We start from the raw sequence: 15,122 nt of genomic DNA, 5'->3' as shown, positions 1-15,122 counted from the left end.
TTTACAGAAATTTTGTCGGTTGCTTAATTATTTACAAAATCATTTCCAGCCATTAGTTACTTTTTCAAAGTGCTTTGATTGGAAACAATACAATTTATTCAAATGAAAAAATATATAATAGTCCTATTGCTAGTGTTTAGCAGTTTTTTACAAGCACAAAATTCAATATCCGGAAAAGTAACCGATTCGAAGAACAATCCTTTAGTAGGCGTTACTGTCGATGCTACGGATACACATAAATCAACTAAGACAGATGAAAACGGAGTTTACATTTTAAGTGAATTGCCTAATGGGGATGAAACTCTAGTGTTTTCATATGTAGGTTTTGCGACTCAAAATAAAAAGGTTGTAAAAATCCAAAATGCCCAAACGCTGGATATCGTTATGGATGAAACGGCTTTTCAAATGGATGAGGTTATTGTCTCAACTCCTTTCTCCAAATTGCAATCCCAGAACGTGATGAAAGTAGATAGAGAAAGTGTCAAATCGATGCAGGAAAAAGGAAGTGCAACTTTGATAGAAGGTTTAGCTACTATTCCAGGAGTTTCACAGGTTTCTACAGGAACATCAATAGGAAAACCAGTAATCCGAGGATTAAGTGGGAATAGAGTTTTAGTTTATACACAAGGAGTTCGATTAGAAAACCAGCAGTTTGGAGACGAACACGGTTTGGGATTAAACGATGCGGGGGTCGAAAATGTTGAGGTGATAAAAGGACCAGCTTCTTTGTTATATGGTTCAGATGCGTTGGGTGGAGTTTTGTTTTTTAATCCCGAAAAATTTGCTTTAGCAAACACTTTTCAAGGAGATTTTGGACAACGGTTATTTTCAAATACTCTTGGAAGCAACACAACATTGGGCTTGAAAGCTTCAACCGATAATTGGAAATATTTGATTCGAGGAGCTTATAGTACTCATTCTGATTATCAAATTCCAGATGGCGATCGCGTGACTAATACGCGTTTTCAGGAAATGGATTTCAAAGCCGCAATTGGGTATAGCAACACTAAATTTTCGAGTGTTTTGAGATACAATTACAATAACTTGGATCTTGGAATTCCAGAAGAAGGTATCGCAGACCAAACAACCACAAAGAAAACAGAATATCCAAAACAAGGAGTTTATAATAATTTGTTTTCTTTGAATAACACTGTGTTTTTTAATAATTCAAAATTAGATGTGAATTTGGGTTATATCAGGAATGATCGAAATGAGTTTGAAGATAGCGATGTTGCAGTTTTGCACATGATTTTAAACACTTTCGATTATAATGTCAAATATTATTTACCTGCAATAGGAAAATTTGAAACAATTGTTGGTATTCAGGGAATGTCTCAGGATAATAAAAATCTTGGGGAGGAATACTTAATTCCAAATGCTACAACCAATGATTTTGGAGTTTTTGCTACAGGAATTTATGGTTGGGAATCTAATTCTTTGCAGGCAGGAATTCGGTTTGATAATAGACATTTAGTTACTGAAGAACATGGTATTGTTGATGAAGAAGGGTATTTTGAAGCACTTGATAAAAAGTATGACAGCTTTAATGCTTCATTAGGATACAAAACTAATTTTGCAACCGATTTGACTTTTCGATTGAATGCTGCGACAGGTTTCAGAGCACCAAATTTAGCTGAGTTGTCTTCTAATGGTATTCATGAGGGAACTTTTCGATATGAAATAGGAAATCCTAATTTAAAAACCGAACAAAATTTACAAACGGATTTGGATTTGGAATATAAAAGCACCCATTTTGAGTTTAGCGTTAGTGCTTTTTACAATCATATTAACGACTACATTTATACGTCACCATCTGGAGATGTGATTGATGATGTCAAAGTGTATGATTACATTCAAAATAATGCTAATTTATATGGAGGAGAAATAGCGTTACATTTTCACCCACACCCTTTGGATTGGTTGCATTTTGAAACTAGCTTTGAAACAGTGACAGGAAAATTGCAAGACGGTGGGTATTTGCCTCAAATTCCAGCAAACAATTGGAACAATACCATAAAAACAGATTTTGTAATAGGTAAATGGCTTGAAGATAGTTTTGCAACATTGAATGTTTCTACAACTTTTAAGCAAGACCAAGTTAGTGGATTTGATATTCCCTCAGATGGTTACACGCTACTGAATGTTGGTTTTGGTGGAAAAGTAAAGCTCGGGAAAACGGCTTTTGATGTAAATTTGAACGGAAATAATTTATTAAACAAAACCTATATTCCTCATTTGTCTCGACTGGCAACATCTGGAATCCCTAATATAGGAATCAATGGTGTTCTAGGAATTGCGTTTAAATTCTAAATTTTTTTGATTCTATTGTTACTTGAGCACCTTTGTGAGGTTTGGTTTTATAACAAAATCTTTCTGTTATTGAATTATTTAGAATGTCAAAATAATTATTTTGCATTTAAATAAAAGTAACAGTAATGAAAAGCGAAATATTACAATCTGAAATCATTTTAGAAAACGAAAAAGTTTTATTGATTCCTTTTGAAAATGAAAGAAATGTCGAGCTCAGATCAATTATTTTTGATGACGAAATATGGAAATACATGGGAATGTACATTCGAAATGATGTCGATTTTAAAAATTATATTAAAAGTACTTTAAAACAAAAGGCAGATGGAATATGTTATCCGTTATTGATTATTGATAAAGCAACAAATAAAGTCGCAGGAAGTACTAGATACGGATATTTAAACTACGCAAGCCAAAAATGCGAAATTGGTTGGACATGGTACGGGAAAGAATTTCAAGGAACAGGATTAAATAAAGCCTGCAAATATGAGTTGTTAAACTTTGGTTTTGAAAATATTCAATTTAGAAGAATACAATTTAGCGCCGATCTTGAAAATGAAAAATCCCAAAGAGCAATAGAAAAATTAGGTGCCTTAAAAGAAGGTCTGTTTAGAAATAATTACATTGATTCTGAAGGAAAAAGTAGAGATGATGTTTATTACAGCATTATTTTAGAAGATTGGAAAACTACTAAAAGAGAATATTTTTCTGAGTTTTCAAGTTCTAAAGTTTAATGTTCTAAATGAGTTGTCCTGAAAAAGGTTGACTCGATTAATATTATAAAATTAGTTAAATCGGGACAGAATTACTTCTGTTCCGATTTATTTTTTTCCATCGTTTTAGTTTAATATTATTTTGAGAATGCGCTTGATTAGGAGTAAGCATATTTATAGACAAATGGACTCTAATTTGATTGTAAAACAGAATAGATTCTTCGACTTGCTTTTTTAAGTTTTCAACATTCTCAAAAATTTCAAATAATCCAAACTCTTCTTTTAAAATTCCATTTACCCTTTCTGCAATTGCATTTTCATAGGGATCATAACTTTGCGTCATGCTTATCCGAATGTTGTTTCTGGATAAACATTCGGTATATTCTTTGCTACAATACTGCAAGCCTCTGTCTGAATGATGTATAAGATTGTTACTGTATTTTCTATTAATAACAGCCATTTTTAAAGCTTCTAATGTAGAAGCTGCCATTAAATTATCCGATAATTTATAGCCCACAATTTTCTTCGAATAGGCATCTGTTATCAGATGTAAATAATGTGTTTTATCTTTAGTTCTAAGGTAAGTAATATCAGCTACCCAAATTTGCTCAGGCCTTTTGATTTCTATCTCTTTAATTAAGTTTGGATATTTACGCATCCAATGTCTTGAATTGGTTGTCTTGTAATATCTTCGAACTTTCGGAACTAATAAATATTCATCTCGTAAAAAATCAAATAATTTATCTCTGCCTATCTTTATTTGATGTTTCTTAAAATCATCTTTCAACATAAAATATAGTTTTTTACCTCCCGTTTTGGGCAGTTTTTGACGCACTGACATCACTAAAGAGTTTAGGCACTCTTTGTCTAAACCTGATTTTAACAGATGTGTTTTTCGTTTATAATAAGCTTGTTTGCTATACCCAAACAATCGACATATTCCCTGAGGACTAATCCTGTAAATATGATTTATTTCTTGGACTGCTTGGAACCAGACTTTTTTACAATCTCAACTTTTAGCTCTCGTTCGGCTATTTCTATAAACTTTTTAAAAACCAACAATTCTTGTTCTTTCTTGGCTAATTGTGCTTCAAGTTCTTTGATGCGCTGAGATTGAGGATCTTTCATAGGACGGCCAATGGTTAGTTTATCTTGATAGGTAAATTTACCATATTTTTTTAACCAACGGGGTATACAGCTGTTACCACGAATATTATAGCGCCTGCGAAGTTCCGCTTTTGTAAATAATCCCTGTTCAAATTCTTTTACTACTTGCTTTTTGAATAGCTCTCCGAAAGTTTGTGGAGCTAACGGCTTTTTGAATTCTTTTCTTTCTGTTGACATAATTAAGGTAATTATAGTCAACTTTTTTCAGGACGAGACAAAAAAAAGAAAAACCCCAATAGCAAATTGTTATTGGGGTTTAATTTTAATATTCAATCTTACCGATTTGCCTCATAATCCGAACAATTTTTGTTTTTCGATTATTGATATAGGATGAGGAACTGGTGGCTTTAAATTTTCTTGGATTAGGTAAAATGGCTGCAATTCCAGCTGCTTGTTGCATAGTTAAACTAGATGCATCTTTGCGGTACCAATGTTCGGTTGCGGCATAAGCTCCGTAAACGCCATCACCCATTTCTATACTGTTGAGGTAGACTTCCATGATGCGTTGTTTACCCCAAATGAGTTCTATTAAAACGGTAAAATAGGCTTCAAGTCCTTTTCGAACGTAGCTACGGCCTTGCCAAAGAAAAACATTTTTGGCAGTTTGTTGTGATATGGTACTTCCACCTCTTACTTTTCTACCTCTTTCATTGCTTTTATAAGCTTTTTGCATGGCTATAAAATCAAAACCATTATGGGTTAAAAAAGTTCCGTCTTCGCTGGCAATTACGGCTTTTTGCAAATTCATGGAAATTTTATCGATGGGTTCCCAATTGTGGCTGAAATGATTTTCTTTGTCAGCTGCATTATTTTCGAAGTAACGAATTATCATTAAAGGAGTGAATGGAACGGGTACAAATTTAAAAAGGACTACTGAAGCTATTGAGATTCCAAAAAACCACAACAACGCTTTCAATAAAAACCATTTTACTTTGGTCATAAAACTTTCCGATTTTTTAACGGGTTTTTTGGTTGTTTTTTTTGGTGTTATTTTGGTCGCCATTTTTTATACTAAATCTGCTAATTCGGTTCCTATTAAACTGCCTATTGCTACTCCCATACCACCAAGTCGAACGCCACAGTACACGTTTTCAGACAGTTGTTCTACAATAGGTTTTTTGCTATTACCAATACCCATAATGCCACTCCAGCGGTGTTCAATTTTGACTTCTTGGTTGGGCAAAATTACTTTTTTTAATAAGTCTTCCAATTTTTTTTGCACAATTTCTGTTTGACCAAATTCGGTTGTATTTTCGGCTTTAAAATCTAGATTTCTACCACCGCCAAGCAATATTCGGTCACCAATATTTCTAAAATAATAATAACCTTTATCCAAATGGAAAGTTCCTTTTATGTCTAAATTAGGAATAGGTTCTGTAATGATAACCTGAGCTCTGGCGGGTTTTACAGCCCCTTTGGTTAGTGTGTTGGCAAAACCGTTAGAGGCAAACAATAATTTTTTGCTAGTGAAACTAAAATTACCTAAGGCAACTTCAACACTATTTTCGTTATCCCAATAGGAGGTAAGTGTTTGTTGATTCAGAATTAAAATATCTTGAGCTATGGCTTCTTTTAATAAGGCTTGCATCATATTTCCAGTGTCGATTTGAGCTTCAAAAGGATTGAAAATTAAATATTCGTTAATTCCTTCAAAACCAAAACGATCTACTTCTTTGGCAAACACATCAGCTTTAAAAAGTGGTCTTAAAATTTCATTGATAAAAGGCAATTTAGTAGAACATTCAGAAAAACTATTTTCATCCTCCTTTAAAAATAGCTCATAACCACCATAAGGTTTAAAATCTATTATGGCATCGCCAAGACGTTTCCTTAATAATTGGAGTCCGTTCCATCTTTTTTGAATGAGCTGAATGACATCTTCTTCGGTATGTGATTTTAAATCGTCTATGATTTCAGAAATGCTTCCAAAACAAGCAAATCCTGCATTTTTGGTGCTGGCACCTTGTGGCAACATTCCTTTTTCTAAAATTAATATTTTACTGGTTGGATATTTTTCGCGCAAGCGCAACGCAGCATGAAGTCCTACAATTCCACTGCCAACAATAGTGTAATCTACTTGGCTAAACCAATTTTTTAATTCCCAATAGCTTAATTGCATTTGTTTTTTTATAAAATTAAATAAATTTTCCATTTTTTGAATACTCTCTCTTTAGATAATTTAACGGAAGTTGTTGATTTGTAAAATCATATCCTCATTGTTTAATGTTTGTTATTATTTTAAAAATAATACTGTTTGGCATCATAATTGTGAGGTAAATCAATGTTTTATAGTACAGTTTTTCTTTTTTCTGAAATAAAGAAGAAGTGTAGAAAAGGAATTTAATTAATGTATTTTGTTATGTTTGAAAATATTGATGAACTCATAGAGGTAAATTTGAAATTGTTATATGCATCGAAATCCCAATTTATGATGCGGATTAACTTCAAAGATGAATATGGTTTTAATCTAAAAAATTCCAAAGGATTTGCAGAGATATTAGTAATGAAAGGGCTTGTTGTATTAGAATGCGATCAAGGATTTCGCTGTGATTTAACGGACTTTGGAAAACAAATTTATGTAAATGGCGGATGGAACAAATATTTAGAAACTGTTCAACCATTTGAGAATTGCAATGCCATAGAAAATATAGATTCTCAAGTTAAAAAAAGCAAACGATCACCAATTATGAAAATAATGTTTGTCGGTATAACCATTCTTTTGCTGAGCTTTTTTTTAATTTTAATTATATTAGAAATGACAAAGAATTCTTAATGTTTAGTATTTAAAAGCGGGTGTTTTTTTAAGCTTTTTTTATGCTTAGCTACTTGTTTTAGTTGATGATTATATTGTTATATTTGAAAACTGAATATATATTTTCAATAATTATGAAAAAAACACTCTTTTTAATGCTAACTATGATGGGTTTAACGGCAAGCGCTCAAAATGTAATGACTCCAGAATTACTTTGGAAATTAGGACGAATTTCTCCTCTTGGAATTTCAAAAGATGGCAAGAATGTTGTCTATAAAGTATCGACACCTTCAGTCGAAGAAAACAAATCGGACTCTAAATATTATACAGTCGCAATCACTGGTGGTACAGCTGTTGAAATTAAAGATACAAAAGAAGTTTTGACGGATAAAAATATCTCTCCTGACGGAAAATATTTAGTTTACAACGAAGAAGTAAAAATCGATAAGGTTTTAGGAAAAGATTATTATCCTGATTTGGATAAATCCAATGTACAAATTTATAATGGTTTAGATTATCGCCATTGGGACAGTTGGAACGAAGGGAAATTCAATCACGTTTTTTACAAAGAAAATAAGGAAGGCTCAACTGGAATTGATATCCTAAAGGGAGAAAATTTTGACAGCCCACAAAAGCCTTTTGGAGGTGATGAAGATTATATTTGGTCGCCAGACAGCAAAAATATTTTGTATGTATGCAAGAAAAAAGCAGGAACTCAATACGCACTTTCTACTGACACTAATATATATGAATACAATTTAGAATCTGGGAAAACGATTAATAGAACGGAAGGAAATTTCGGTTACGATATGGCACCTCAATTTTCGCCTTCAGGAGATTTGACTTGGTTGCAAATGAAACGCGACGGATATGAATCAGATAAAAATGATTTGATTGTGAGTTTCAAAGGAATCAAAATGAATCTAACAGCCAATTGGGATGGGACTGTAGAACAATTTATGTGGTCTAAAGATGGACGAAAAATTTATTTTATTGCTCCAATTGATGGGACAAGACAATTGTTCGAAGTTAATTTTCCAGGAATGACCAGAATTGCAATTCAGGTTCGCCAAATTACAAATGGAGATTTTGATGTAAATGATATGATTGGTTTTTCAGGAGATGATTTTATTGTCAGTAGATCAGATATGAATCATGCGAGTGAGATTTTTTCATATAATCTAAAGAAAAACAGTTGGAAACAATTGTCTAATGTGAATACAAAAACCTATGCTTCATTGCAAATGGGGAAAATTGAAAGACGTTATGTTACGACTACCGATGGTAAAAAAATGATGGTTTGGGTTGCTTTGCCTCCAAATTTTGATGCTAGTAAAAAGTATCCAACGCTATTATTTTGCCAAGGAGGACCACAAGCACCTTTGACACAATCGTATTCTTTTAGATGGAATTTCCAATTAATGGCTGCTAATGGGTATGTTGTTGTAGCACCAAACCGTCGCGGTATGCAAGGGCATGGAGTAGAGTGGAATGAGCAAATTAGTAAAGATTGGGGCGGACAAGTGATGAACGATTACCTTTCGGCTATTGATGATGTTGCCAAAGAAAGCTATGTAGATAAAACTCGTTTAGGTTGTGTTGGAGCTAGTTATGGTGGATATTCTGTGTTTTATTTAGCAGGTATTCACAAAAATAGATTCAAAACATTTATTGCTCACGATGGTGTTTTTAATACACAAAGTATGTTTGGAACTACCGAGGAAGTTTTCTTCAACAATTGGGACTTTGGCGGTCCTTATTGGGAAAAGAATAATACTGTAGCACAAAAAGCTTACAATGAATTCAATCCTATTAATTATGTTCAGAACTGGAATACACCTATTTTGATTATTCAAGGTGGAATTGATTTTAGAGTGCCAATAGGACAAGGGCAAGAAGCTTTTCAGGCAGCACAAATGAGAGGAATTAAAAGCAGATTACTTTATTTTCCTGAGGAAAACCACTGGGTTTTGCATCCTCAAAATGCTCAAATTTGGCAAAAAGAATTTTACAAATGGCTTAAAGAAACTTTGTAATCTAGGGACAGGTTAATAATTTAACAACAATTTTGTAACAATATTTGATTTTTTGTTACATATTGCGCAAAATTAATCTATTTCAGAAATGTATAAATTACCCATTAAATCGTTTTTTATTGCAACAGCTTTAGTTGTTGGGATAAATACTATGACTGCTCAAGATGGACTAGTCAATTCATTAAAAGTAAATGCTAGCGCAAAAAGTGCCGAAAGTTTCAAATTTTCGGATGTAATCAATTTAGAAAACACACCTATCAAGAATCAAGGTTCTTCGGGAACGTGTTGGAGTTATTCTACCAATTCTTTTTTAGAGTCTGAAATGATTAGACTTGGAAAACAGCCAGTAGAATTGTCTCAGGTTTTCTCAGCTCGAAATACTTATGTTGAAAAAGGAAAAAACTACGTGCGTATGCATGGAGCGGTAACCTTGGGCGATGGTGGCGAATTGCATGATGTTATCAATATGTATAAAAAATATGGAGCGGTGCCTCAATCTGTTTATACGGGTTTAAATTATGGCACTTCTAAAAACAAATTTGCAGAAATGGGCGCTTTAACAGAAGCGATGTTGGCTGCTATTGTTAAAAATCCAAATGGGGAATTGACTCCAAATTGGGAAAAAGCGTATGCAGCTGTAATTGATTCTTATTTGGGTCAAGTTCCAGAAAATTTTACATACAAAGGTAAAAACTATACGCCACAAACTTTTGCAAAAGAAGTAGTAGGGATTAATCCGGACGAATATGTTGAATTTGCCTCATATTCAAATCAGCCCTATTATGCTAAAACAATGATGATGGTTCCGGATAACTGGTCATTTGATTTGGTGTATAATATCAAAATGAATGATATGACGAACATCATTGATAATGCGTTAAAAAATGGTTACACAGTTGCTTGGGCATCTGATGTGAGTGAAAAAAGTTTTAGCTGGAAAAATGGTGTAGCGTATGTTCCTACCAAAAAGTTCGACGATATGACGGCCGAAGAGAAAGAAAACATGTTCAACGGTCCAAAGCCTGAGTTGGAAATCACTGAAGAAATTCGTCAAAAAGCTTTTGATAATTACCAAACTACTGATGATCACGCGATGCACATTGTTGGGATTGCTAAAGATCAAATGGGTAAAGAATATTATATTGTAAAAAATTCTTGGGGAACCACAAACGACTATAAAGGATATTTGTACGTGAGCAAGAACTTTGTAAAATACAAAACAACTTCATTTATGGTTAATAAAGGAGGAGTTCCAACAGAAATCAGCAAAAAAATTGGAGCTTAGTTTAAGCAATAATTTATTTTGAAAGAAGCCGTTTCGTAACTTGAAACGGCTTTTTTTATTTTTTAGACCTTAAAATTATGTAACATTTAGACGGAAATCTATATTTCTAGCTCGAGACAATTTGAATATATTGCAAAAATTCAAAAGAAATAAAGCTTATAAATCACCGTTATGTAATTTATGAAGAGTAAAAAAAGTTATACACCTATTAAAGTCCTGTTGAGTTATGTTGCTTTATTAGCATTGGTAACTGCTGTAGGTTGGTTTTTATATTCAGAAAATACGGTTTACAACAAACTGGAAGATAAAATAGCCTTCGAAAAAACTAAGATTTTAAAAGTCAGTAAGCTTTTCTCCAATATTTACAAAGCTGAAAGTTTAGGTAGAAAAACAATTCAAACGAACTCTGAAAAGGATTTTAAAAGCTATCTTATTGAAACTGATTCTTTAAAATCCAGAATTGATACATTAAAACAAATTGTCACGACAGAATATCAAAAAACTTTGTTAGACAGTGTTGCGTATTTATTATCGGAAAAAACTAAAAACATTCAACAATTAAAAGCTATAAAGAACAAAGCTGAGGATGAAGTTTCTGTAAATAATGCGATTAATGAAATTACCCGAATGGAGTCTAAACTTCGAAAATTAGTGCTTCGGGATTTTGCCAAAAACCCAGAACAATTAGGAAGTTATCAGCGAAATGTACTTCGGAAATACGTGGATTATCTCAATCAAAATATCCCAGACGATAGTACAAATACGCTTAGTAAAAAAGCTTCTGATTCTATTTTAGCCAATTCTAAAAAACTGCTAACCTCCGTAAAACTGAAAGCAGAAAAGAAAAAGGAATCGTTGAATTTTCAAGAAAATAAACTCCTCAAAAATGAAATTGCAATTTCGGAACAACTTCGAAAAGTACTTCGAATTATTGAACGAGAAATCATTATTAACTCCATAAAAAATAATACCTTAAAAGAAAAATCACTTAAAAAAGTAAATACGGTTATTACAGCATCGGCAATTATTGGTTTGATATTGACATTGTTTTTTTCCATTTTGATTGTGAGCGATTATTCGAAGTCACAATTGTATAAGAAACAATTAGAAGCTGCTAATTTTAAAACCAAGAAATTATTAAAAAGCCGGGAACAGTTGATCTCGACTGTGAGTCATGATTTAAAAACTCCGCTGAGTACGATTGTGGGTTATACGGAGCTTTTGGGCAATTCGGATGTAAATACAAAGCAGTCTTATTTCGTTAAAAACATCAAAAATTCTTCTGAATATATTACGCAATTGGTTCAGGATTTATTGGATTTTTCTCAAATTGAAGCTGGAAAAATTACAATTGAAAAAGTCCCTTTTTTACTGCCTGAAGTTATTAATGATGTAGCCAAAAATATTCAGACTGTTTACAAACAAAAAAACATTGACCTTGTTATCCATGTTGATGAAAAACTAAACAACCGAATAGTTGGGGATCCATTTCGTCTGAAACAAATCTTGAGTAATATTATTGGGAATGCCTATAAATTTACTGAAGAAGGTTTCATTAAAATCAATGCATATAAAACAACTGATGATTCTTTTTTTAGTATTTCAATTGAAGATTCTGGAATCGGAATAGCAAAAGGAAGTCAAAAATTAGTCTTTGAAGAATTTACTCAAGCAAATGATAATATCGAAAAGAAATATGGAGGAACTGGTTTGGGTTTATCTATTTGCCAAAAGATAATTGCCATTTTAGGAGGGAATTTAAAGTTAGTAAGTGAGTTTGGTAAAGGAAGTACTTTTGTAATTGAACTTCCCTTGCTTTTTGATACCAGTCTAAATGTTACTTCGGAAATTGAAAAAAGAATATTTTTAAATACTAAAAACTATACTTTCATTGTAATTGATGACGATATCAATTTACTGAATTTAACCAGTAGTGTTTTAAAACAGGAAAAACATCACGTTTTATCTTTTGATAATGCTGTTAAAGCATTAGAAGCAATTAAAACAACCCAATTTGATTTTATAATTACGGATATTCAAATGCCTGTAATGGATGGATTTTCATTTATTGAAAAATTAAAAAACTCCAACTATACAACATACAAAAATCAACCAATAATTGCACTTACTGGTCGTGGAGATTTGGAGTATTCCGTTTTTACCAAAGCAGGATTTACAACCGTACTCAAAAAACCATATTCGCCAAAAGTATTGTTGGAAACGATTCAGAATATCTTAGAAAATAATGAGCTGCCTACAGTTGATATTAATAAAAGTGAAGAGATAACATCTTCAAAATTATATTCTTTAGAGCCACTAAAAGAGTTTTTAAATAATGATAATGAAGCTTTATACGAGGTTCTAAATCAGTTTGTTGAAAGTAGTGAAGAAAACTTGGCTCATTTAGAAAATGCCATCAAAGAAAAAGACATTTTCGAAATTAATGCTATTGCACACAGAATTGCACCCATGTTCAAACAAATTGAAGCAAATGAAATAGCTACAATTCTGAATATATTAGAGAGAGATAATTTGGAAAAGTCTGACTTGGAAAATCTTTGGAATTCTTTACATACAAAAACTGATTTGCTTTTTACCGCTTTGCAAAAGGAAATAGTCTAATTGATATTGTACTGTTTCAATTTATTATAAAGTGTTTTTCTAGTTATCTTAAGTAATTTTGCTGCTTTAGATTTGTTGTTTTCTGCTTTTGACAACGCATAAACAATGGCTTCTTTTTCATTTTCTGATAACGAAAAAGTATCGTCGGAATTTTGTTGTTTTTGTACTTGAAAAAATTCTGTAGGCAATACATCGCTTTCAATATAATTGCCACGCGACAAAAGTGTTGCACGTTTTACACAGTTTTGTAATTCACGCAAATTCCCAGGCCAATTGTATTTTTGAAAAATTGTAATCACTTCAGGAGAAAATCCGATGACTTCTTTGTTTAATTGCTGATTGGCTTTTTCTAGAAAATAGTCGGCAAAAATCATTAAATCTTCTTCTCTGTCTGTTAATGAAGGTGAAAGAATAGAAAATTCATTGATTCTATGGTATAAATCTTCTCTAAAATCTCCGTTTTTAACCGCTTCACGCAAATCTTCATTAGTAGCAGTGACGATCCGAATGTCAACATTAATTTCTTTATTGCTACCAACTGGCTTTATTTTTCGCTCTTGTAGCGCTCGGAGTAATTGTATTTGATTTTCATAAGAAAGATTTCCAATTTCATCTAAAAAAAGAGTTCCTCCATTAGCCGCTTCAAAATAACCTATTTTATCATTGATTGCTCCAGTAAAAGATCCTTTAAGATGGCCGAAAAATTCACTAGCTGCTAATTCTTTCGGAATTGCTCCACAGTCAACAGCTATGAAATTATTGTTTTTTCTATTGCTTTGCTGATGAATGCTTTTTGCAATAATTTCTTTTCCTGTACCGCTTTCACCAATTATTAAAACGGACATATCAGTTGGGCTCACCAATTGAATGTGATCTAATAATTTTTTTGAAGCTACAGAAATCCCTTTTACAAATTCATTTTCTGAAGTTGCTGGTTTTTTAGTGTTTTTCTTTTCTTCTATAGGAAAATCTTCTTGTGAACCCTGCATTGCATTTGTGATAACCAATAAAACTTCATCAGGATTAAAAGGTTTTGAAATATAATCGGAAGCACCATTTTTGATGGCTTTTACGGCAGTATTCACATCCGAATATCCAGTCATAAGTATAACAGGTATTTCTGGATTTGAAGTTTTAAATTCAGTCATAAGTCCAATGCCATCAGAATCTGGTAAACGAATATCCATTAGAATCAAATCGAATGATTCTTTTTTGATTGCTATTCTGGCTTCATCAGCAGAAAAAGAAATGGTTACATCGTATGCTTTCTTTATTAGAAATTTCTCTAATAATTTGCAAAACGAAATATCATCTTCTATTAGTAATATCTTTGACATTTGGTATAAGTGACTTTTTTACTAAAATACCATTAATAAACTTGTATTTTCATAAAATTATGCAAAAAAAAAGAGATCGTTGTATAACGATCTCTTTTTAGTCAAAAACATAAATCTAATTTCCCCAATTAAATATATAATATAGTTAGTTGCCATTAACATCTGTATAAACAGTAGCTTTTGATGACCAACTGATAATTCTAATTTGTTTTTTTATTTTTTAATGACGTTTCCTGAAGCATCAGTATATACAGTATACTTTTTATCACCATTTGCGATTTCCAGCTTGTACTCATTTTTTTCGTTTTTGTACGCTTTTTCTAATTTTGTACCTGGAAAAGATTTTTCAATAGTTGATTTTACTGCTGCTGGAATTGCATCTGCAGTTACTTCAGTAAATACTTCTTGAATGTTTACTGATTGTATAATTGAGGATGTGTTTGCAGTAGTAGCAGCTTGAGTTGACATAGCGCCTAAAAGAATAGCTGCTGATAAGATTAACTTTTTCATAGTGATAGTTTTGTAATTGTTGTTTTTTTATTTTTTAATCCAAGTTCCATCTGCTTTTGCATATAGTGAACCTACTTTGTCACCTACAGTAACATCCAATTTATATTCTGATTTTTCGTTTTTGTACGCTTTAGAAAGTACCCCATCAGGATATGCTTTTTTAAGAGCATCAGTTATTGCTGTTGGAACTTCCTCTAATTTTATTTCAGTATATTCATCTGCAATAGAAATTGTTTTAACGATAGTACTTGAAATTGGAGAAGTTGAAGCGAATGAAGTTAAACCTCCCAAAACGATTGCGGCTGATAAAAATAAATTTTTCATAATGTGTTTATTTTAATTATTTAATAATTGTTTACGCTTTAGATAATGAAATAATTGTGCCATAACAGA

The 15,122-nt window shown here is 32.2% G+C and carries 12 protein-coding genes; 6 read left to right on the top strand and 6 right to left on the bottom strand.

From position 1 onward, the window contains the following. The first annotated feature begins 102 nt into the window (after positions 1 to 102). Both ACUN3A_RS08175 and ACUN3A_RS08170 read left to right on the top strand, forming a co-directional pair. Positions 103 to 2,310 (top strand): TonB-dependent receptor, encoded by a 2,208-nt coding sequence (locus ACUN3A_RS08175; RefSeq protein WP_445550802.1) that lies wholly within the window; start codon positions 103 to 105, stop codon positions 2,308 to 2,310. A gap of 125 nt (positions 2,311 to 2,435) precedes the next feature. Then, positions 2,436 to 3,041: a GNAT family N-acetyltransferase gene (locus ACUN3A_RS08170; protein ID WP_445550801.1), complete on the top strand. Its 606-nt coding sequence runs from the start codon at positions 2,436 to 2,438 to the stop codon at positions 3,039 to 3,041. Between the two features lie 55 nt (positions 3,042 to 3,096). Here the strand turns inward: ACUN3A_RS08170 and ACUN3A_RS08165 are convergent. The 3 genes from ACUN3A_RS08165 to ACUN3A_RS08155 all read right to left on the bottom strand — a co-directional run bounded on the left by ACUN3A_RS08165 (position 3,097) and on the right by ACUN3A_RS08155 (position 6,306). Then, positions 3,097 to 4,364, bottom strand: a protein-coding gene (locus ACUN3A_RS08165) for an IS3 family transposase (protein WP_445550800.1) whose coding sequence is annotated in 2 segments (ribosomal slippage) — positions 3,097 to 4,025 and positions 4,025 to 4,364 — 1,269 coding nt in all. Because the reading frame shifts where the segments join, the coding sequence is not laid out codon by codon here. Positions 4,365 to 4,449: 85 nt separating this feature from the next. Beyond that, a complete protein-coding gene (mtgA, locus tag ACUN3A_RS08160; protein ID WP_445550799.1) occupies positions 4,450 to 5,190 on the bottom strand; it encodes a monofunctional biosynthetic peptidoglycan transglycosylase in 741 nt (246 codons plus the stop codon). A gap of 3 nt (positions 5,191 to 5,193) precedes the next feature. Continuing rightward, entirely contained in the window at positions 5,194 to 6,306 is a 1,113-nt protein-coding gene (locus tag ACUN3A_RS08155) for an NAD(P)/FAD-dependent oxidoreductase (RefSeq protein WP_445552821.1), read from the bottom strand. A gap of 240 nt (positions 6,307 to 6,546) precedes the next feature. On the opposite strand from ACUN3A_RS08155, the gene ACUN3A_RS08150 reads away from it, so the two are divergent. The 4 genes from ACUN3A_RS08150 to ACUN3A_RS08135 all read left to right on the top strand — a co-directional run bounded on the left by ACUN3A_RS08150 (position 6,547) and on the right by ACUN3A_RS08135 (position 12,882). Beyond that, positions 6,547 to 6,960: a hypothetical protein gene (locus tag ACUN3A_RS08150; protein WP_445550798.1), complete on the top strand. Its 414-nt coding sequence runs from the start codon at positions 6,547 to 6,549 to the stop codon at positions 6,958 to 6,960. A gap of 113 nt (positions 6,961 to 7,073) precedes the next feature. Continuing rightward, positions 7,074 to 8,975 carry an alpha/beta fold hydrolase gene (locus ACUN3A_RS08145; protein WP_445550797.1) on the top strand — a complete coding sequence of 634 codons (1,902 nt, stop codon included), beginning with the start codon at positions 7,074 to 7,076 and terminating at the stop codon, positions 8,973 to 8,975. Positions 8,976 to 9,063: 88 nt separating this feature from the next. After that, positions 9,064 to 10,260 carry a C1 family peptidase gene (locus ACUN3A_RS08140; protein ID WP_445550796.1) on the top strand — a complete coding sequence of 399 codons (1,197 nt, stop codon included), beginning with the start codon at positions 9,064 to 9,066 and terminating at the stop codon, positions 10,258 to 10,260. A 180-nt stretch (positions 10,261 to 10,440) separates the two neighbouring features. Continuing rightward, on the top strand, positions 10,441 to 12,882 hold the full coding sequence (locus tag ACUN3A_RS08135) for an ATP-binding protein (protein ID WP_445550795.1): 2,442 nt from the start codon (positions 10,441 to 10,443) through the stop codon (positions 12,880 to 12,882). Here the strand turns inward: ACUN3A_RS08135 and ACUN3A_RS08130 are convergent. The 3 genes from ACUN3A_RS08130 to ACUN3A_RS08120 form a co-directional block, all read right to left on the bottom strand. After that, positions 12,879 to 14,219 (bottom strand): sigma-54-dependent transcriptional regulator, encoded by a 1,341-nt coding sequence (locus tag ACUN3A_RS08130; protein ID WP_445550794.1) that lies wholly within the window; start codon positions 14,217 to 14,219, stop codon positions 12,879 to 12,881. The genes ACUN3A_RS08135 and ACUN3A_RS08130 overlap by 4 nt on opposite strands. A 213-nt stretch (positions 14,220 to 14,432) precedes the next feature. Next, complete coding sequence (locus ACUN3A_RS08125; protein WP_445550793.1) at positions 14,433 to 14,729, bottom strand: PepSY-like domain-containing protein; 297 nt, start codon at positions 14,727 to 14,729, stop codon at positions 14,433 to 14,435. Positions 14,730 to 14,756: 27 nt separating this feature from the next. Continuing rightward, a complete protein-coding gene (locus ACUN3A_RS08120) occupies positions 14,757 to 15,053 on the bottom strand; it encodes a hypothetical protein (RefSeq protein ID WP_445550792.1) in 297 nt (98 codons plus the stop codon). Positions 15,054 to 15,122 lie beyond the last annotated feature (69 nt).

It is taken from the genome of Flavobacterium sp. WC2509 (assembly GCF_052683105.1).
The sequence above is the reverse complement of the archived record's forward strand: the minus strand, read 5'-3'. Positions and strand labels throughout refer to the sequence as shown.